Annotated in this window: 18 protein-coding genes; 9 read left to right on the top strand and 9 right to left on the bottom strand. The window is 67.7% G+C overall.

What is annotated here, in order from left to right:
• Positions 1 to 103: 103 nt before the first annotated feature.
• The 3 genes from NE2_RS24905 (at position 104) to clpX (ending at position 3,052) form a co-directional block, all read left to right on the top strand.
• Positions 104 to 691 carry an ATP-dependent Clp protease proteolytic subunit gene (locus NE2_RS24905; protein ID WP_062962776.1) on the top strand — a complete coding sequence of 196 codons (588 nt, stop codon included), beginning with the start codon at positions 104 to 106 and terminating at the stop codon, positions 689 to 691.
• A gap of 40 nt (positions 692 to 731) precedes the next feature.
• The gene (locus NE2_RS24900; protein WP_063029924.1) at positions 732 to 1,400 is read left to right on the top strand and encodes an ATP-dependent Clp protease proteolytic subunit; all 669 of its coding nucleotides are present in this window, start codon (positions 732 to 734) and stop codon (positions 1,398 to 1,400) included.
• Between the two features lie 371 nt (positions 1,401 to 1,771).
• Positions 1,772 to 3,052: an ATP-dependent Clp protease ATP-binding subunit ClpX gene (gene clpX / locus NE2_RS24895; protein ID WP_030512721.1), complete on the top strand. Its 1,281-nt coding sequence runs from the start codon at positions 1,772 to 1,774 to the stop codon at positions 3,050 to 3,052.
• Between the two features lie 91 nt (positions 3,053 to 3,143).
• On the opposite strand, the gene NE2_RS24890 is transcribed toward clpX, so the two are convergent.
• On the bottom strand, positions 3,144 to 3,719 hold the full coding sequence (locus tag NE2_RS24890; protein WP_030512722.1) for a carboxymuconolactone decarboxylase family protein: 576 nt from the start codon (positions 3,717 to 3,719) through the stop codon (positions 3,144 to 3,146).
• A gap of 162 nt (positions 3,720 to 3,881) precedes the next feature.
• Here NE2_RS24890 and NE2_RS24885 point away from each other — a divergent pair, with 162 nt between their 5' ends.
• Entirely contained in the window at positions 3,882 to 4,481 is a 600-nt protein-coding gene (locus tag NE2_RS24885) for a TIGR03086 family metal-binding protein (protein WP_063029922.1), read from the top strand.
• A gap of 109 nt (positions 4,482 to 4,590) precedes the next feature.
• Positions 4,591 to 5,049, top strand: coding sequence for a MarR family winged helix-turn-helix transcriptional regulator (locus tag NE2_RS24880; RefSeq protein WP_063029920.1), 459 nt, complete (start codon positions 4,591 to 4,593; stop codon positions 5,047 to 5,049).
• 201 nt (positions 5,050 to 5,250) lie between these two features.
• Here the strand turns inward: NE2_RS24880 and NE2_RS24875 are convergent, their stop codons facing one another.
• The 4 genes from NE2_RS24875 to NE2_RS24860 form a co-directional block, all read right to left on the bottom strand.
• Complete coding sequence (locus NE2_RS24875; protein WP_063029918.1) at positions 5,251 to 5,784, bottom strand: hypothetical protein; 534 nt, start codon at positions 5,782 to 5,784, stop codon at positions 5,251 to 5,253.
• Between the two features lie 102 nt (positions 5,785 to 5,886).
• Complete coding sequence (locus tag NE2_RS24870; protein WP_030512726.1) at positions 5,887 to 6,261, bottom strand: nuclear transport factor 2 family protein; 375 nt, start codon at positions 6,259 to 6,261, stop codon at positions 5,887 to 5,889.
• Between the two features lie 78 nt (positions 6,262 to 6,339).
• Positions 6,340 to 7,176, bottom strand: coding sequence for a formate dehydrogenase accessory sulfurtransferase FdhD (gene fdhD, locus NE2_RS24865; protein WP_063029916.1), 837 nt, complete (start codon positions 7,174 to 7,176; stop codon positions 6,340 to 6,342).
• Between the two features lie 37 nt (positions 7,177 to 7,213).
• Entirely contained in the window at positions 7,214 to 9,517 is a 2,304-nt protein-coding gene (locus NE2_RS24860; RefSeq protein ID WP_063029914.1) for an FdhF/YdeP family oxidoreductase, read from the bottom strand.
• A gap of 194 nt (positions 9,518 to 9,711) precedes the next feature.
• Between NE2_RS24860 and NE2_RS24855 the strand changes: the two genes are divergently transcribed.
• Complete coding sequence (locus NE2_RS24855; protein ID WP_063029912.1) at positions 9,712 to 10,161, top strand: hypothetical protein; 450 nt, start codon at positions 9,712 to 9,714, stop codon at positions 10,159 to 10,161.
• Positions 10,162 to 10,164: 3 nt separating this feature from the next.
• Here NE2_RS24855 and NE2_RS35935 read toward each other — a convergent pair whose 3' ends face one another.
• Both NE2_RS35935 and NE2_RS24850 read right to left on the bottom strand, forming a co-directional pair.
• On the bottom strand, positions 10,165 to 10,320 hold the full coding sequence (locus NE2_RS35935) for a hypothetical protein (RefSeq protein ID WP_157110965.1): 156 nt from the start codon (positions 10,318 to 10,320) through the stop codon (positions 10,165 to 10,167).
• Between the two features lie 58 nt (positions 10,321 to 10,378).
• A complete protein-coding gene (locus NE2_RS24850) occupies positions 10,379 to 11,857 on the bottom strand; it encodes an MFS transporter (protein ID WP_233429872.1) in 1,479 nt (492 codons plus the stop codon).
• A gap of 99 nt (positions 11,858 to 11,956) precedes the next feature.
• On the opposite strand from NE2_RS24850, the gene NE2_RS24845 reads away from it, so the two are divergent.
• On the top strand, positions 11,957 to 12,394 hold the full coding sequence (locus NE2_RS24845) for a MarR family winged helix-turn-helix transcriptional regulator (RefSeq protein WP_030512732.1): 438 nt from the start codon (positions 11,957 to 11,959) through the stop codon (positions 12,392 to 12,394).
• Positions 12,395 to 12,413: 19 nt separating this feature from the next.
• Here NE2_RS24845 and NE2_RS24840 read toward each other — a convergent pair whose 3' ends face one another.
• Both NE2_RS24840 and NE2_RS24835 read right to left on the bottom strand, forming a co-directional pair.
• Positions 12,414 to 12,911 carry a winged helix-turn-helix transcriptional regulator gene (locus NE2_RS24840; protein ID WP_063029910.1) on the bottom strand — a complete coding sequence of 166 codons (498 nt, stop codon included), beginning with the start codon at positions 12,909 to 12,911 and terminating at the stop codon, positions 12,414 to 12,416.
• The gene (locus NE2_RS24835) at positions 12,908 to 15,151 is read right to left on the bottom strand and encodes a molybdopterin-dependent oxidoreductase (RefSeq protein WP_063029908.1); all 2,244 of its coding nucleotides are present in this window, start codon (positions 15,149 to 15,151) and stop codon (positions 12,908 to 12,910) included. The genes NE2_RS24840 and NE2_RS24835 overlap by 4 nt, the downstream gene beginning before the upstream one ends.
• A gap of 153 nt (positions 15,152 to 15,304) precedes the next feature.
• Here NE2_RS24835 and NE2_RS24830 point away from each other — a divergent pair, with 153 nt between their 5' ends.
• Together NE2_RS24830 and NE2_RS24825 are read left to right on the top strand one after the other, a co-directional pair.
• Positions 15,305 to 16,099 (top strand): VOC family protein, encoded by a 795-nt coding sequence (locus NE2_RS24830; RefSeq protein ID WP_063029906.1) that lies wholly within the window; start codon positions 15,305 to 15,307, stop codon positions 16,097 to 16,099.
• 99 nt (positions 16,100 to 16,198) lie between these two features.
• A complete protein-coding gene (locus tag NE2_RS24825; protein WP_228817941.1) occupies positions 16,199 to 17,041 on the top strand; it encodes a patatin-like phospholipase family protein in 843 nt (280 codons plus the stop codon).
• Positions 17,042 to 17,082 lie beyond the last annotated feature (41 nt).

The following is a 17,082-nucleotide window of genomic DNA, read 5'->3' as shown; positions in this document are numbered from 1 at the left end:
CATATTGGACAGAGGCTGTGCCGGCAGGCATCGTGCCGGCGAGAGAGGGCAGGTATCCGTGACAATCAATCAGGCTGTGGCACCTTTGAAGTCGGGGCCGGTCATGACATCCGCGACTGCTGGGCTCAATCTCAGTGATTCGGTGTACGAGCGTTTGCTCCGCGACCGCATCATCTTCCTGGGCACCCAGGTCGACGACGACATCGCCAACAAGCTGTGCGCGCAGATCCTGCTGCTCACGGCCGAGGACCCGAACCGCGACATCTCGCTCTACATCAACTCGCCCGGTGGGTCGGTCACCGCGGGTATGGCCATCTACGACACCATGCAGTTCGCCGAATGCGATATCGCGACCATCTCGTTCGGCCTGGCGGCCTCGATGGGTCAGTTCCTGCTCACCGCGGGCACCAAGGGCAAGCGTTACGCGCTGCCGCACACCCGGATCATGATGCACCAGCCCTCCGCCGGCATCGGCGGCAGCGCGGCCGACATCTCGATCTACGCCGAACAGCTCGCCCACACCAAGCGGGAGCTGAACGAGCTGCAGGCGCTGCACACCGGCCAGTCCGTGGAGCAGGTCACCGCCGACGCCGACCGCGACCGCTGGTTCACCGCGGCCCAGGCCCTGGAGTACGGCTTCATCGACCACGTGATCACCAATGCCCGCCAGGCGAACGGCGCCGGTAACTGAGCGCGAAACCGCTCATCCCCCATCGACTTTGGAGAAGAAGATGACCCTGATCGATCCGCGTGCCGGTCTGTCCGGTATCGCACCGGCGAGCCCGCAGGCCCGGTACATTCTGCCGTCGTTCATCGAGCACTCGAGCTTCGGCGTCAAGGAGTCCAACCCCTACAACAAGCTGTTCGAGGAGCGCATCATCTTCCTCGGCGTGCAGGTGGACGACGCCTCGGCCAACGACGTCATGGCGCAACTGCTGGTGCTGGAGTCGCTGGATCCCGACCGCGACATCACGATGTACATCAACTCGCCCGGTGGTTCCTTCACCTCGCTGATGGCCATCTACGACACCATGCAGTACGTGCGTGCCGATGTCGCGACGGTGTGCCTGGGCCAGGCGGCCTCGGCGGCGGCGGTGCTGCTGGCGGCCGGTACTCCGGGTAAGCGGGCTTGCCTGCCCAACGCGCGCGTGCTGATCCACCAGCCGTCGCTGGAGGGTGGCATCCAGGGCCAGGTCTCCGATCTGGAGATCCAGGCCGCCGAGATCGAGCGCATGCGCCGGTTGATGGAGACCACGCTGGCCCGGCACACCGGCAAGGATGCCGACACCATCCGCAAGGACACCGATCGCGACAAGATCCTGACCGCCGACGAGGCCAAGGACTACGGGATCATCGACACGGTGTTCGACTACCGCAAGCTGAGCGCCCAGAAGAAGTGATCCCGCCGCGGAGCTCGCGTGCGGGCTCCGCGGACGCTGGTCCGGGCGGCGGAGCGAGGTCGGCACCGCCCGGATCGGCAGCCGGGATGGGTCGTGGCGAGCGTGTCGGGTGAGCTTTCCGACACTCTCTCCGCGAGAAACATCCTCGAGTTGTCGACCTCCGTCGCGTCGACCGGGTACGGTCGGTCTAGGGACCTTGGCTCATGGGGTGTCGGCACGAACGACCGACCCGGACGACATACGCCGAAGTGCGAGAATCCGATCGACGCGCGACACTGATCGGATGCACGGCGGGTAGCGTTGTTCGAAGGCGGCTTGTCGGCATCCGGGACAGACGGTTGCACGCGGACAAGGAAGTAGGGACCCACGAGATGGCGCGCATCGGTGATGGCGGCGATCTGCTGAAATGCTCGTTCTGCGGAAAGAGTCAGAAGCAGGTCAAGAAGCTCATTGCGGGACCAGGGGTGTACATCTGCGACGAGTGCATCGACCTCTGCAACGAGATCATCGAAGAGGAGCTGGCGGAGTCGAGTGAGGTCAAACTCGACGAGCTGCCCAAGCCGGCCGAGATCCGGGAATTCCTCGAGCAGTACGTGATCGGCCAGGATTCGGCCAAGCGCACGCTGGCGGTGGCCGTCTACAACCACTACAAGCGCATCCAGGCCGGTGACAAGGGCCGCGACAGCCGCGGCGAGCCGGTCGAGCTGATGAAGTCGAACATTCTCATGCTCGGCCCCACCGGCTGCGGCAAGACCTACCTCGCGCAGACGCTGGCCAAGATGCTCAACGTCCCCTTCGCCATCGCGGACGCCACCGCGCTGACCGAGGCCGGCTATGTCGGCGAGGACGTCGAGAACATTCTGCTCAAGCTGATCCAGGCCGCCGATTACGACGTCAAGCGGGCCGAGACCGGCATCATCTACATCGACGAGGTCGACAAGATCGCCCGCAAGAGCGAGAACCCGTCGATCACCCGCGACGTCTCCGGTGAGGGCGTGCAGCAGGCGCTGCTGAAGATCCTGGAGGGCACCCAGGCGAGCGTGCCGCCGCAGGGCGGGCGCAAGCACCCGCATCAGGAGTTCATCCAGATCGACACGACGAACGTGTTGTTCATCGTGGCCGGCGCCTTCGCCGGACTGGAGAAGATCGTGCAGGACCGGGTCGGCAAGCGCGGCATCGGTTTCGGCGCCGAGGTCCGGTCCAAGGCCGAGATCGACACCGCGGATCACTTCGCCGAGGTCATGCCGGAGGATCTGATCAAGTTCGGCCTGATTCCCGAATTCATCGGCCGCCTGCCGATGGTCGCCTCGGTGACCAACCTCGACAAGGAGTCGCTGGTCCGCATCCTGTCCGAGCCGAAGAACGCTCTGGTGAAGCAGTACGTCCGGCTGTTCGAGATGGACGGTGTGGACCTGGAGTTCACCAAGGACGCGCTGGAGGCCGTGGCCGATCAAGCCATCCTGCGCGGCACCGGCGCTCGCGGTCTGCGCGCCATCATGGAAGAAGTGCTGCTGCCGGTGATGTACGACATCCCCAGCCGCGACGATGTGGCCAAGGTGGTCATCAACGCCGATACGGTCAACGACAACGTGCTGCCGACCATCGTGCCGCGCAAGCGCCAGGCGGCCGAACGCCGCGAGAAGTCGGCCTGATCGCCAGAGCATTTCCGAAAGCTGCGAAAGGGGCGGGAGGTCTGAACCTCCCGCCCCTTTTTCGTGCCCGCGATCCGGAATCGCTTCTCGCTCAGTCCTGTGCCCAGGGCACTCGACAGGAATCGGTGCTGAAGCCCTGCGCGGTGATGCCGAGCGCCGAATACGTTCGGGCGCGGGAATTCTCCAGCGCGATCTGATAACTCAACTCCACCACGCCCGCGTCGCCGAAGCGGGCCCGCAGGTCCTCGATCTGCTCATCGGTGACCGTGGTGGGAGTGGCGGTCATCGCGTCGGCGTAGGCGATCGCGGCGCGCTCGTCCGCGCTGTAGGCCGCCGAGGTCTGGTAGTCCGCGATCTGCTTCAGCTTGTCGATATCGAGGTGGCTCAGCCGCATGAGCATCGTGCCGAAATCGACGCACCAGGAACAGCCGATCGTCCAGGCCACCCGGTAGACCGCGATCTCGAGAACATCGTCGGGAACGACGGAGGTGGCGCGGCCGACCAAAGACTCGTGGGCCGCGTACGCCGTGAGCATTTTCGGATGATTGGCGAGCACGGCCATCGGCTCGGGCACCTCGCCGAACCTGCGCTTGCTGACGCGGTACATAAACCGGGTCAGTGGGCCCGCCTGCTGCGGCGGCACCGGGGGGATGCGGGTGGCACTCATGATTCTCCCTTCGGAAGACGGTTCACCCCTTGGACGAGACGCCGTCCCTCGATGTGACGGGGCGGAAATGTGATGCCGGTCTCATCCATCCTGAGCGTAGTCGCGGTGAGCCAGAAAGTAATAAGCGTAGACATATGATCAGCATCAGCATACGATAAGTCCATGACTAGTATTTCCGAACTCGATCGCAAGGCGGTCGACTACAGCGTGACGATCGTGTCGAAGGTGGCCCGTGCCGATCTGCACCGGCCCACACCCTGTGGCGAATGGGATCTGACCCAACTGCTCACCCATATGGCCGCGCAGCACCGCGGCTTCGCGGCCGCCGCGCGTGGCCACGGTGGCGATCCGGCCGTCTGGCAGCTGGATCCGCCGGCGGATCCGGTGGCGGTGTATCGCGAGGTCGCTGCCGATGTGACGGCGGCCTTCTCCGAAACCGGTGTGCTGGTAAGGGATTTCGCGCTTCCCGAATTCGGCCCCGGGTTCACCGCTGCGGGCGGTCAGGCCATCGGCTTCCATCTCATCGACTACGTCGTGCACGGGTGGGATGTGGCCCGGACGATCGGTCTGCCCTACGAGCTGGATCCGGAACTGGCGGAGCCCGCGCTGCGGATCGCCGAGGCGGTGCCCGACGGAGACTTTCGCTTGCAGCCGGGTTCGGCGTTCGCGCCCGCGGTGCCGAATACCGACCCCTCCGATCCGCTCGCTCGGATCCTCAGCCTGCTGGGCCGATCGCCGTCGTGGCCGGCAGGGGCGAAATAGGCGTTCGCCCAATGGAATTGCGCATCCCGGCGCCCGAGCTCCCGGCGGCGCCGGTGAAGTCGGCCGGACCCCGGCGGAAGCGGACCGGCGAGCACGTATCTTGTTCGGCATGGCGGATGCGCAGCGACCCGATCTGGCGGCGATGATCGTGCCGCTCGGACGTGCCCTGATGGCGGCCGAGCGGCCGGTACTCGAATCGCACGGGCTGACGATGTGGGCGTATTCGGTGCTGCTGGCGCTGGGCCGGGGGCCGGCGCGAGGGCAGGGCGTGCTCGCGGAGGAGATCGGCGCCGACAAGACCCGCATCATCGCCGTCCTCGACGATCTGCAGGAGCGCGGGCTGATCGAGCGGTATCCGGATCCGGCCGACCGGCGAGCCCGCCTGCTGGCCGTGACCGAGGCGGGGCGGGCCCTGGTGCAGGCGGCACAGGCCGATATCCAGGCCAAGGAAGAAGCGCTGCTCGACCGCCTGGATGCGGCGGACCGGGCTGGATTCCTCAACGCCCTGATGGCGCTTGCGGTGGTTCCGCGCGCCGACATCGTCGATGCCGGCGCGGATTCGCAGTAGAAGTATCGAGTTGTGGCGGTAGCGAGTGGAGCTGGTCGGAGGCGGTGACGACCGGTTGCCCCGTCGCGCCCGTTGCCGAAGATCGCCGTTGACCTTCCGTGGTTCGCCGTTGAACCTTTTCTCCGATGCTTGCTCATCGTCGGCGGGAGCCGCCCCGTTACTGCTGTTCGGAGGGCCTTTCCCGACGGCTGGGCGGTAGCTTCACCTACTACGACGGCGCGGGAACCGGATATTCATCGGCGCCGGATCGCGCAGTTGCACGCGCTCCCGGGGTGCGGCCACGACGACGGCGGCGGCGAGTGCCGGCAGCAGCACGGCGGCGATCAGGCTGAGGGCGTAGTTGCCGCCGCTCATCTGTTCCGGCTTGTGCGCGGCGTGGTAGATGAGGTGGGGGATTCCGAAGACCAGCCAGCCGATCCCGGCGACTCGGGCCACCACACTGTCGCGGTAGTACAGCGCCGCCAGGCTGACCGCGCCGAAGCCGAGGAAGAATGCCCCGACGTCGGTGGCCAGGTGGTGGTTGTAGGGGCCGTCCGTGCCCACCCAGTTCAGCCCGAAGCCGGGGAAACTGCGAAACCACGGTTCCGGCAGCAGTAGCGCCCAGAGTCCGACCACGACGCCGTTGATCGCCAACAGCCACAACGAGATTCTGGTGATCAACCAGCGGCGGCGGTTGACGTCCAGGCGCATGCGCACCCGGACCCCCTCACCCGTGCCGTGTACCGAAATCCGCATCGCGCGCCCTCCCGTCCGCCGGTTGTCGCCTTACGGTAAGCCGGGCAAAACGGATGGACAAGAGGTGGAACGCCTCCCGCGGCAGCGATGTGGTCGCGGGCCTCAGATCTGTTCGCTGATCAGGTCGTCGGGGCCCCAGTAGGCCCGCATGCTCGTGATCCGGCCCTGCTCGTCGAATTCCATGGCGTCGATCGCCGAGAGCGTCATCCGGTGGCCGCCGGCCTCGCCGACGAGGGTGAACGAGACGGCGGCGTGATTGCCCACGATACGGGCGGCGTGCAGCTCGGTCTTGCGCTCCATCGACTCCAGCGCCTGATAGAGCTGGCCGATGGCCTCGTGACCGTGGCGCGGGTCGCTGCCGATCGGATCCTCGACGACGGCGTCGGGCGCGTAGAGCGACAGGATCTCCGAGGTCGGTCCGGTGGCCACCAACTGCACGTAGCGTTCGGCCGTTTCGCGGATCTGCTGCGCTGCCATGTGAACTCCCAGGAAATTGAAACGTGTTCTAGTTGGCAGGGTAGCAGGGTTGCGTCGATCCGGTCGCCGGTTCGCGGCTCAGGTGCCGGTGGCCGCCGCGGGCGTGGTCTCGAGCCGGTCGGCCCCGCTGTAGATGTTCATCGTGTCGCCGCGCAGGAAGCCGGCCAGGGTGAGCCCGTTGTCGGCGGCCAGGTCGACGGCCAGCGAACTGGGCGCCGAGACCGCGCCGAGGACCGGAATGCCCGCTATGACGGCCTTCTGGACGAGCTCGAACGAGGCCCGGCCGCTGACGATCAGCAGTGTGTCGTGAGCCGGTACGCGCCCTTCGCGCAGCGCCCAGCCGACCACCTTGTCCACCGCGTTGTGCCGGCCGATGTCCTCGCGCACGACCAGTGCGGTGCCGTCGGGGGTGAACAGCCCGGCCGCGTGCAGTCCGCCGGTCGCATCGAAAACCGCCTGACGCGAACGTAACTCACCGGGCAGGGTGGCCAGCAGCCTCGGATCGACGCGCGGCGCGTCGGCCGGCGGCCGGAAGCGGCTGCGCGTGCGCACCTGATCGAGCGCGGTGGTGCCGCACAACCCGCAGGAACTGTTGGTCACGAATCCGCGGGGCTGGACGGTAACCGCACGGCGCAATTGGATATCGAGCACGTTGTATGTGTTGCGGCCGTTGTCGTCGGTGCCCGCGCAGTACCTCGCCGATACGATGTCGTCGGCCGACTCGATGATGTTCTCGCTGAACAGGAATCCGTGCAGCAGGTCGATGTCGTGGCCGGGGGTGCGCATGGTGACGGTCAGCGCCGTCCCGTCGACGCGCAGTTCCAGCGGCTCCTCCACGGCCAGCGTATCGGGCCGGGAGACGATGCCCGCGGGTGTGATGCGCCGGGTGGGTCTGCGCGCGGTTACTCTGCTCACAAGCTGCCTCGCAGTTCTGGTCGGTGCCGCCGTGCGGTCACGCGGTGATGTGGCGGTGCGGCTCCAGCCGGATCACGACCGCCTTGGACACCGGGGTGTTGGAGCGCTCGGCGACGTGGTCGAGCGGGACCAGAGGGTTGGTTTCGGGGTAATAGGCCGCGGCGTTGCCGCGTGGCGTGGCGTAGCCGACGATCCGGAAACCGGTGACCCGGCGCTCGACGCCGTCGCTGAATTCGGAGATCAGATCCACGAGATCGCCGTCGGCGAAACCGAATTCGGCGATATCGTCCGGATGCGCCAGCACGACGCGGCGGGCGTTGTGAATGCCCCGATAGCGGTCGTCGAGGCCGTAGATCGTGGTGTTGTACTGGTCGTGGCTGCGCAGCGTCTGCAACAACAGCCGCCCCTGCGGGATCCGCGGCCAGTGCAGGTCGTTGACCGCGAAGTTGGCCTTCCCGGAGGCGGTACGGAACTCGCGGTTGTCGCGGGGCGGATGTGGCAGCTGGAAACCGTTGCGGCCACGCACCTTCCGGTTGTAATCGGCGCAGCCGGGCACCACCCGGGCGATGGCGTCGCGAATGTGGTCGTAGTCGCGTCGGAACCGCTCCCACGGCACGGGGTGATCGGGGCCGAACAACTCGGCGGCCAGCTCGCAGACGATCGCGACCTCACTGCGCAGATCGTCGCTCACCGGCTGCAGCCGGCCGGTGGACAGATGCACCATCGACATCGAATCCTCCACCGACACCTGCTGTCTGGTCCCGTCCTGCAGATCGAGATCGGTGCGGCCGAGGGTCGGCAGAATCAGGGCGGTCCGGCCGTGCACGACGTGGCTGCGGTTGAGTTTGGTCGAAATCTGCACGGTCAGCTCGCACGCGCGCAGAGCCGCCTCGGTGACCTCGGTATCCGGCGTCGCCGAGACGAAGTTGCCGCCCATGCCGATGAACACCCGGGCGCGCCCGTCGCGCATGGCGCGGATGGAATCGACCGTGTCCCAGCCGTGTTCGCGCGGCGCGGCGATACCGAATTCGGAATCCAACGCGTCGAGGAAGCTCTCGGGCATCTTCTCCCAGATGCCCATGGTCCGGTCGCCCTGCACGTTGGAATGCCCGCGTACCGGGCAGACGCCCGCGCCCGGTTTGCCGATCATGCCGCGCAGCAACAGCAGATTCGTCGCCTCCTCGATGGTGGCGACACCGTGGCGCTGCTGTGTCAGACCCATCGCCCAGCAGATGATGGTGGACTTCGAGCGGGCCAGCAGCCCGGCCGTGCGGTCGAGCTGTTCGCGGGTCAGACCCGTCGCCTCGACGACCTCGTCGAGATCGACCGCGCGCATATGCTTTTCGTATTCGGCGAATCCGGCGGTGTGCGCGTCGACGAAGACCCGGTCCACCACCGTGCCGGGTGCGCGATCCTCCGCGTCGAACAGCAGTTTCGCCAGGCCCTGGAACAGGGCCATATCGCCGCCGAGGCGGATCTGCAGGAAATCGTCGGCGATGGTGACGCCGGAGGTGAAACCCTTCACCGTCTGCGGATCACGGAAGCCGATCAGTCCGGTCTCCGGCAGCGGATTCACCGCGATCACCGCGGCGCCGTGCGCTTTCGCGGTGCTCAGCGCCGACAGCATGCGCGGATGGTTGGTGCCGGGATTCTGTCCCGCCACGATGATCAGATCGGCGGCGGCGAAGTCGTCGATCGACACCGACCCCTTGCCGATGCCGATCGACCGGGTGAGCGCCGCGCCGGAGGATTCGTGACACATGTTCGAACAGTCGGGCAGATTGTTCGTGCCGAAGCTGCGCACCAGCAGCTGGTAGAGAAAGGCCGTCTCGTTGGCGGTGCGCCCGGAGGTGTAGAACACGGCCTCGTCCGGGGACGCCAGGCCGCGCAGGGTGTCCGCGATCAGCCGATAGGCCTGCTCCCACGCGATAGGGGAGTAGTGGGTGTCGCCGGGCCGCAACACCATCGGATGGGTCAGGCGTCCCTGCTGCCCCAGCCAGTACCCGGTCTTGCCGGCGAGATCGTCCATCGAGTGAGTGGCGAAGAACTCCGGCGTGACCGTGCGCAGGGTCGCCTCCTCGGCGACGGCCTTGGCCCCGTTCTCGCAGAATTCGGCCGGGCGGCGGTGGCCGGTGGGTTCGGGCCATGCGCAGCCGGGGCAGTCGAAGCCGTGGCGCTGATTGACCCGGGTGAGGGTGCGAGCCGTGCGAACGATGCCCATCTCCTCGACGGCCCGGTCGAGGGCGACCGCGACGGCCGTGACGCCGGCGGCCTGTTCTTTCGGCGGGGTCACCGCCAGCTTGGCTTCATCGATATCGCGAGTCGGCGGTTTGCGGTGCATAGCCCCATCGTCCTCCTGCGGGTGCGGGCGCCGTCCGCGGCCCGCCGATCGCTCGACATCGACACCGCGAACCGGGCCGCGCGGCCGAGCCTACGGGGTATCGTGCCGACAGACCGTGCGGCGCCGTCGGGGGATGTTCGCGCACGACAGACGGTCTCGGTTCGCGCTGCGGCGCCTACGACGAGGACGGCATCATGCACGAGACGACGATCAGCGGGCCGCCCCGGCAGCGGGTGCGCCGTCGGGCCGCCACGATAGTGGCCGGCGGCATCCTCGGCGCCGCGGCGGTGTTCGCAGTGGCGATCCCGCAGACGGCGAATGCCGCGGTGACCAGACTCGGCGCCACCCCCGACATGAACTTCGGCATCGCCACCAATTACGGCAGCGGATGCAGTTACACGCTGCAGGCGAATGTCACCGATCCGGTCGCGCCGGTCACCTTCTACGACAACGGAGCTCCCATCGGAGTGGCGCCGCCCGGCGGCGCGTATGCGCTCATCACGTGGGTTCCGGCGGTTCCGGGGCAGCACACGCTCAGCGCGGTGCAGGCCGGCCAGCCGGTGCAGATGCCGGCGGCGACGCTCGTTCTTCCGGTCGGCACCGGCATCCACCTCGGGTATTCCTGCCTGGTCGCCGGCGGTTAAGGCTCACCCGGGCGAACGAACTCCGCCCGCGCCCGGTAGCCCCGCGTCGGCGGCGAGGACGGCCAGGGCCGACTGCAGTGCGGTGCGCGGTGCGGCCGTCATGGACCCGGTGAATTCGCGGTCGAGCCGCCGCGCCCGCTCCTCGGTCGCGGCGAGCAATGCGCGCCCGTGGTCGGTGAGGGTGAGGATCTGACGCCGGCGGTCGTCCGTGGTGATCTCAGCCGACCCTGCTGGGAAGCTCGTGCCGCTCGAACGATGCTGTGCCGCCGGCACTTTCGTTCGCGCCGAGTTCGACCTCGTCGGCACCGGCGTCGCGGCCTTCCGGCCGCAAGCCGAACAGGGCGGCCAGCACGGTCGCCGCACACGCGGTGGCGCCGACCCAGAAGGCGACGGTGAACTGACTCTCCTGCGGCAGCGGCAGATGCGGCAGCAGTTTCGCCGTCAGCAGGGTGGTGATGATGGCGCTGGCCAGTGAACTGCCGACGGTGCGGGAGATCGAATTGATGCCGTTGGCGATTCCGCTCTGGTGGTGCGGGACGCTCGCCGCGATCAGCGCGGGCATCGCCGCGTAGGCGAAGCTGATCGCGACGCCGATTACCACGCTCGCGGCGATCACCGAACCGGTCGCGTCGTGTGCCAGTGCCAGCCCGCCGAATCCGGCCGCACCGATCGCGCCCGACAGGGCCAGCACGCGACGCCCGCCCAGCCGGCCGACCAGGATTCCGCCGGCCGGTGCCGCCAGCATCGACGAGAGTGTCGCGGGCAGCAGATATTCGACCGAGGCGCGCAGGATCGAGGCGCCGAATCCGTAACCGGCCACCCGTGACGGCATCTGGGCAAGATATGACACGCCCATGAACTGCATGAACATCGCGAATCCGATGAACATGCCGGACAGGTTGGTGAACAGCACCGGCCGGTGGGTGAACATCCGCAGATCGACCAGCGGGGTACGCACACGACGCTCGGTCGCCACCCACGCCACCGCCGTCGCGACCGCGCCGGCGAAGCAGGCGATCGTGCTCGCGGAGGTCCAACCCCATTCGTGCCCTTGGGAAATGGGCAACAGCAGCAGGACCAGGAAGCCACCGAGCGTGACCGCGCCGGGCAGGTCGACACTGCCCGGATGCCGCTTACCCGTGGCCGGCACGGCCACCGCGGCCGCGGCCAGCGCCACCACCGACAGCACCGCGGTGAACCAGAACACGATGTGATAGTCCGGGTCGGCCCCCTTGGTCAGCAGACCGGTCGACACCAGGCCGAGGCCGCCGCCGAAACCGAGTGTGCCGCTGACGATCGCCATCGCGTGATGCAGGCGTCGCGCCGGAATCTCCTCCCGGAGGACGGCCAGGGCCAGCGGGAAGATCGCCGTCGCGACACCCTGCAGCACCCGGCCGACCAGCAGCACGCCCAGCGAATTCGCCAGTGCCGAGACCGCGGAACCGGCCGTGGCCACCGCGAGCACGCCCAGCAGGGTGGGCTTCTTGCCGTAGAGGTCGCCGATGCGGCCCAGCAGTGGTGTGAAGACCGCGGCCGACAGCAGGGTCGCGGTGGTCACCCAGCTCACCGATGTGGTCGAGACCTGCAACTTCGTCGCGATCAGGCCCAGAATCGGCACGGCCTGGGTCTGCATGACCGTGACGATCATCGCCGCGAAGGCCAATACGCCGGTCAGCAGCGAACCTCTGCGCTCCACAGCCACCTCCAGAAAATTGAAGACCTATATGTTTGAAGACCTCAAGTATTTAAGGAGTCGACGATAGCCGTTGTCAATCGTTTGGGTAGCATCGAAGCTATGTCACCGGACACAGCGCAGAGCCCGCTGGCATTGCTGATCGCGCGCTTCGTCTCGGCCTATCTGCAGGATTTCCTGACCGCGGCCGAGGGGCACGGGCTCACACTGACGCAGGCCAAGCTGCTGCTGGCGCTCAACGAACCGCCCGCCGAGCTACCCATGCGGGTGCTGGCCGACCGGATGGCGTGCGACCCGTCGAATCTGACCGGTGTCGCCGATCGCATGGAATCGCGCGGCCTGGTCCAGCGCACGGTGAATCCCGCTGATCGGCGCGTCAAATACCTGGTGTCCACCGATGCCGGCCGTGAGCTGGCCGCGCAGATCCGCGGCTCACAGGTGCGCGCGTACAAGGCGCTGGCCGAATTGGCGCCGGAGGACGAAGAGGTGCTGCGGGAGTTGCTGGAACGTCTGGTTCCGAAACTCGAGAACGCGGATTAGCGCCGCGGCGGCACTGCTCTCAGGAAGCGAATCGTCCGCTGCGCAGCGCGCTTTCGCGGTGCTGCGGCGGAAAGCCCGGACCCAGCCGAGCCGATACTTCGGCGTGCCGCAGCGGTTCTCCGCACTGTGCGCACACCACTTCGGCGTGGGTGTCGTGCCCGCAGGTGTCGTGGTGGACGACCACCGGCGGTCCGGCCTCCGGGGCGAGCCAGCGGTCACCCCAGCGCATCATGGCCGTGAGCACCGGGAAGAAATCGCGTCCCTTGTCGGTGAGGCGGTACTCGTAGCGGACCGGACGATCCTGATAGGGGACCTTCGCCAGCATCCCCTCCTCGACCAGCCGCGTCAGGCGCTGGGTGAGGACATTGCGGCTCAGGCCCAGCGTGCGTTCGAAATCGTCGAAACGCGTTGTGCCGTAGAACGCTTCGCGCAACACCAGCGGCGTCCACCAGTCACCGATCAGATCGACCGTGCGGGCGACCGAACAGGGCCAGGTGGCGAAGGTGGTGCGCTTCATGTACCCACCGTATCGATCCGGGCGGGCACGTACTTGTGCCACGGGGTGCCGACCCATTCGTCGCGATCGTCGAACGCCGTCAACTCGTTGGGTGCGGCCCCGCTGGTGAGGACCTCGCCCGCCTCGACGACGGACAGGCCCAGGCCGTTGGGCAGCGCCAGATGTCCGCTGCGCATGCGGTCGGTCGGCTCGACGGTCACCTGCGCACTGCCGTTGCGGGTGGTGAGCCGCACCTCGTCGCCGGAGGTCAGGCCCAGCCGGAGGGCATCGGCGGTGCTGATGCGCAGCGCGCCGGCGGGGTCGCGTTTGCGCCAGGCCGGATCGCGCATGATGGTGTTGGCGGTGAAGGCGCGCCGCTCCCCGGCGGCCAGGACGAACGGCCAATCGTGTTCCTCGTCCGGTACGGGAAGCGCGGCCAGTGCCGACAGCAGTTCTGGAACGGCGAGCCGGACTTTGCCGCCGCGCACCCGGTTCCAGGTCTCGTCGACCTCGTCGTCGGTGATGACGACGCCGTGTTCGCCGGTGAGGATCGCCTCGAACAGCCGCTCCCCGGCAGCGAGGCCGGTGCCGTAGCCGGCTCGCTCCACGCCGGCCGGGTTCTTCCGGGCGCAGGTGTACGCGGCGCCCCACAACACCGCGGCGGCAGCGGCGCCGTCGGGCAGTGTCGGGCCGAGGGTGCGGTAGAGCAGGATCGGAGCCAGCTTCGCTTTCGCCGGATCGGCGAGGACGGCGAGAAATGCCATGGCGAAGGCCTCGCGGCCCTGGTCGAGCGCCGCGCGCAGCGGCCGGTAATCGTCGTCGGTCAGCACGCCGGCGGCCTCGACGAGCCGGGCGTGGATCTCGGGTTCGGCGAGCACGCCGGCCGGAGCCGCAAGCACCGGATGCCGGAGATGGAAGATGTTGCGCGGGAATTCGAAGTTGAAGAAGGTCGCCTCGTACTTCTCGAACTGGGTCGGCGCGGGCAGGACGTAGTCGGCCGCGCGGGCGGTTTCGGTCATCGCCACGTCGATGACGACCACCAGTTCCAGCGCCGCGAGTGCGTCGCGCATCCGGGCCGAATCCGCCAGTGAGTGAACGGGATTGGCGCTCTCGACGATCATCGCCCGATAGCGGGCGGGATGGTCGGTCAGAATCTCCTCGGTGATCACATTGCACGGCACCAGTCCGCTGATGATGCGCGCGCCCACGACCGGGCTGCGCGGCCCGGCGTCGGCGGGATGGCCGCGATCGTGCCCGATCGCCGCCATTCCGGAAAAGGCGTACTGCGTCCCGGGCTTGCCGAGGTTTCCGGTGAGCAGCCAGAGCAGTTTCTCGACGTAGCTGACCAGTGTCGAGTGGCGGTTCATCTGGACGCCGAGATCCTCGAGCGCGGCGACCGAGTCCGCCGCTGCCAGGCGGTGAGTCGCGGCGGTGACCAGGCCGATCTCGACATCGGCCAGGGCGCAGTACTCCTCGATCGGCACGGTGCGCAGCACCGCCGCCACCTCGTCGAAACCTTCGGTGCGCGCGGCCAGCCAGTCGTGGTCGACCAGGTCGTCGCGGATCAGGATCGCCGCCATCGCCGCCAGCAGATAGATGTCGGTGCCGGGGCGCAGTTGCAGATGGAAATCGGCCAGTTCGGCGGTCTCGGTGCGGACCGGGTCGAGCACGATGATCGAGCGCTGCGGATCGCGCGCGATCTCCTTCAGTACCGAGCGGGCGCGCGGGAAACCGTGGGATTGATAGGGATTCTTACCGATGAACAGCGCCACCTCGGCATGTTCGACGTCCGAGCGGACCGGGTGGCCGGTCATCCGCGCGCCGACCCAGAAGTCGCCGGTCTTCTCCTGGGCCAGCGCGCTGGATCGATATCGCATGCCGTAGGCGGCCATGGTGGCCGGAGCGTAGGCGCCGCCGAGATGATTGCCCTGGCCGCCGCCACCGTAGTAGAAGATCGATTCGCCGCCGTATTCGGCGCCGATCTCGCGCAGACGCGCGGAGATCTCCGAAATAGCGGTGTCCCAATCGATTTCGGTGAACGATCCGTCGGCGTTGCGGCGCAGCGGCGCGGCGAGGCGGCCGGTGCGCCCGTTCTGGTACCGATCCAGTTGCAGGGCCTTGTTGCAGGTGTAGCCCGCTGAGGAGGGATGCAGCTTGTCGCCGCGAATCTTGTCGAAGCTGCGGCCGTCGGCGCCCAGCAGCACCTGGATGCCGCAATTGCACTCGCACAGGATGCATGCCGTCGGATGCCAGTCGGTCATGGGAGCAGCGTAGAAGAGTTAGTTCACAAACGCTACCCACAAATCGGGCCGACTGCCGCTGCGTGGTGCCAGGCTTGAACCGGTGCCGATGAGTTTGTCCGTCCGGCGCCGTCGTACCGGTGAGAGAACGCAATCCCATCCAGAGGAGCGATCATGTCCTACACCTTCGAACCCGGAGATCCGTGCTGGATCGAGCTGTTCACCGCCGACACCGCTCGAGCCATCGATTTCTACGGCGAGCTGTTCGGCTGGACCGCCGAGAGCGATGAGCAGTACGGCGGGTACATCACCTTCCGCAAGGACGGCAATGCCGTCGCCGGAGGGATGCGCAACGACGGCACCGACGGTGCGCCCGATCAATGGACCGTGTATCTGACCAGCGTCGATGTCCATGCCACCGCCGCCTCCGCCGCCGACCACGGCGGCCGGGTCGTGGTGGAGCCGATGGCCATCGGCGACGTGGGCAGTATGGCCGTACTCGCCGATCCGTCCGGTGCGGGCGTCGGTGCGTGGCAGCCCGGCGTCCATCGCGGCTTCGGTTCCTTCGGCGTCGCCGGTGGCGGCCACTGGAGCGGGCACGTCGGGTACCCGTCGTGGTTCGAACTGCACACACCGGCCTATGCGGAGGCGTTGACGTTCTACCGCGAGGTGTTCGGCTGGCGCGATCCCTTCACCGTCGGTGATTCACCCGAGTTCCGTTACACGACAATTCATTCCGCGACGCCGATGCTCGGTGGCGTGATGGACTCGGCGGCGTATCTGCCCGCGGGATCTCCCGGCGGGTGGCGCGTCTACATCGGCGCCGAGGACGTCGATGCGACGGTGAAGCAGGCGGTGAGCCTGGGGGGTTCGGTCGAATCCGAGCCCGAGAACACGCCGTACGGGCGGTTGGCCGCGCTGCGCGATCCGAGCGGTGTCGCGTTCAGCGTGGGTGGTAACGCGTCCTGACATTTCATTACCCGTCCGGTAATCGCGCCGGGGGAATGGTCGTCGCTACCGTCGAGGTTGTCCCGAGCGGTCGGGAACGCGGTACGAGATGTGGGAGCGATGATGTCGGACGAGCGGGCGCTGGTGATCGGCGGCGGTGGGGTGGCGGGTATCGCCTGGGCGAACGGCGTGATCGCCGGGTTGGCCGATGCGGGCATCGATCTCACTGCCGCCGATGTGTACATCGGCACGTCGGCGGGCGCCAATGTGGCGGCACAGCTGACCAGCGGGCTGCCCCCGGAGGAGCTGTTCCGCCGCCAGATCGACCCGGCGCTGCAGAGCGCCGAGATCGTGCCGGAGGGCAATCCGCTCGAGGGGGTGTGGGAGACGATCAACCAGATCATCACCGAGAGCGACGGGGATATGGCCGTGGCGCGGCGGCGACTCGGCAACCTCGCCCTGGCGACCGAGACCGTGCCGGAATCCGCCCGGCGCGCGGTGATCGCATCGCGGCTGCCGGTGCACGAATGGCCCCGGCAGCGGCTGCTGATCACCGCCGTCGACGCCGGCACGGGTGAACCGCGCGTCTTCGATCGCGACTCCAGGGTCGCGCTGGTCGACGCGGTAACCGCCAGTTCGGCGGTGCCGCTGGTCTGGCCGCCGCACACCGTCGACGGCGTGCGCTATACCGACGGTGGCGTGCGGACCAGTGTCAATGCCGATCTGGCGGCCGGATTCGACCGGGTGCTGATCATCGCGCCGCTGCCCGATCCGGCGCTGGACGGTGAGATCGCGGAACTGATCGAACGGGGCGCGCGGGTGGAATCGATCGTCCCCGACGAGGCCGCGATCGCCGCCTTCGGGGCGAATCCGCTCGACACCGCCTCCCGCGTGCCGTCGGCGCATGCCGGTCGGGTGCAGGGGGAGTCGGCGGCGGCGCGGATCGCCGATCTGTGGGGATAGTCGGCGTTCCAGGGTCTTGACCCGCAGCGCCGACGTCGCGA

It is taken from the genome of Nocardia elegans NBRC 108235, assembly GCF_001612845.1.
In the GTDB taxonomy this organism is placed as follows: Bacteria; Actinomycetota; Actinomycetes; order Mycobacteriales; family Mycobacteriaceae; genus Nocardia; species Nocardia nova.
This window is presented reverse-complemented; position numbering and strand designations above follow the sequence as displayed.

Excerpts from the sequence above, each read along its gene's own strand:
- clpX (WP_030512721.1), top strand. The coding sequence starts at position 1,772 with ATGGCGCGCATCGGTGATGGCGGCGATCTGCTGAAATGCTCGTTCTGC.
- NE2_RS24855 (WP_063029912.1), top strand. The coding sequence starts at position 9,712 with ATGCACGAGACGACGATCAGCGGGCCGCCCCGGCAGCGGGTGCGCCGT.
- NE2_RS24870 (WP_030512726.1), bottom strand. The coding sequence starts at position 6,261 with ATGGCAGCGCAGCAGATCCGCGAAACGGCCGAACGCTACGTGCAGTTG.
- NE2_RS24845 (WP_030512732.1), top strand. The coding sequence starts at position 11,957 with ATGTCACCGGACACAGCGCAGAGCCCGCTGGCATTGCTGATCGCGCGC.
- NE2_RS24880 (WP_063029920.1), top strand. The coding sequence starts at position 4,591 with ATGGCGGATGCGCAGCGACCCGATCTGGCGGCGATGATCGTGCCGCTC.
- NE2_RS24825 (WP_228817941.1), top strand. The coding sequence starts at position 16,199 with ATGATGTCGGACGAGCGGGCGCTGGTGATCGGCGGCGGTGGGGTGGCG.
- NE2_RS24840 (WP_063029910.1), bottom strand. The coding sequence starts at position 12,911 with ATGAAGCGCACCACCTTCGCCACCTGGCCCTGTTCGGTCGCCCGCACG.
- NE2_RS24860 (WP_063029914.1), bottom strand. The coding sequence starts at position 9,517 with ATGCACCGCAAACCGCCGACTCGCGATATCGATGAAGCCAAGCTGGCG.
- NE2_RS24885 (WP_063029922.1), top strand. The coding sequence starts at position 3,882 with ATGACTAGTATTTCCGAACTCGATCGCAAGGCGGTCGACTACAGCGTG.
- NE2_RS24905 (WP_062962776.1), top strand. The coding sequence starts at position 104 with ATGACATCCGCGACTGCTGGGCTCAATCTCAGTGATTCGGTGTACGAG.
- NE2_RS24830 (WP_063029906.1), top strand. The coding sequence starts at position 15,305 with ATGTCCTACACCTTCGAACCCGGAGATCCGTGCTGGATCGAGCTGTTC.
- NE2_RS24835 (WP_063029908.1), bottom strand. The coding sequence starts at position 15,151 with ATGACCGACTGGCATCCGACGGCATGCATCCTGTGCGAGTGCAATTGC.
- NE2_RS24875 (WP_063029918.1), bottom strand. The coding sequence starts at position 5,784 with ATGCGGATTTCGGTACACGGCACGGGTGAGGGGGTCCGGGTGCGCATG.
- NE2_RS24900 (WP_063029924.1), top strand. The coding sequence starts at position 732 with ATGACCCTGATCGATCCGCGTGCCGGTCTGTCCGGTATCGCACCGGCG.
- NE2_RS24890 (WP_030512722.1), bottom strand. The coding sequence starts at position 3,719 with ATGAGTGCCACCCGCATCCCCCCGGTGCCGCCGCAGCAGGCGGGCCCA.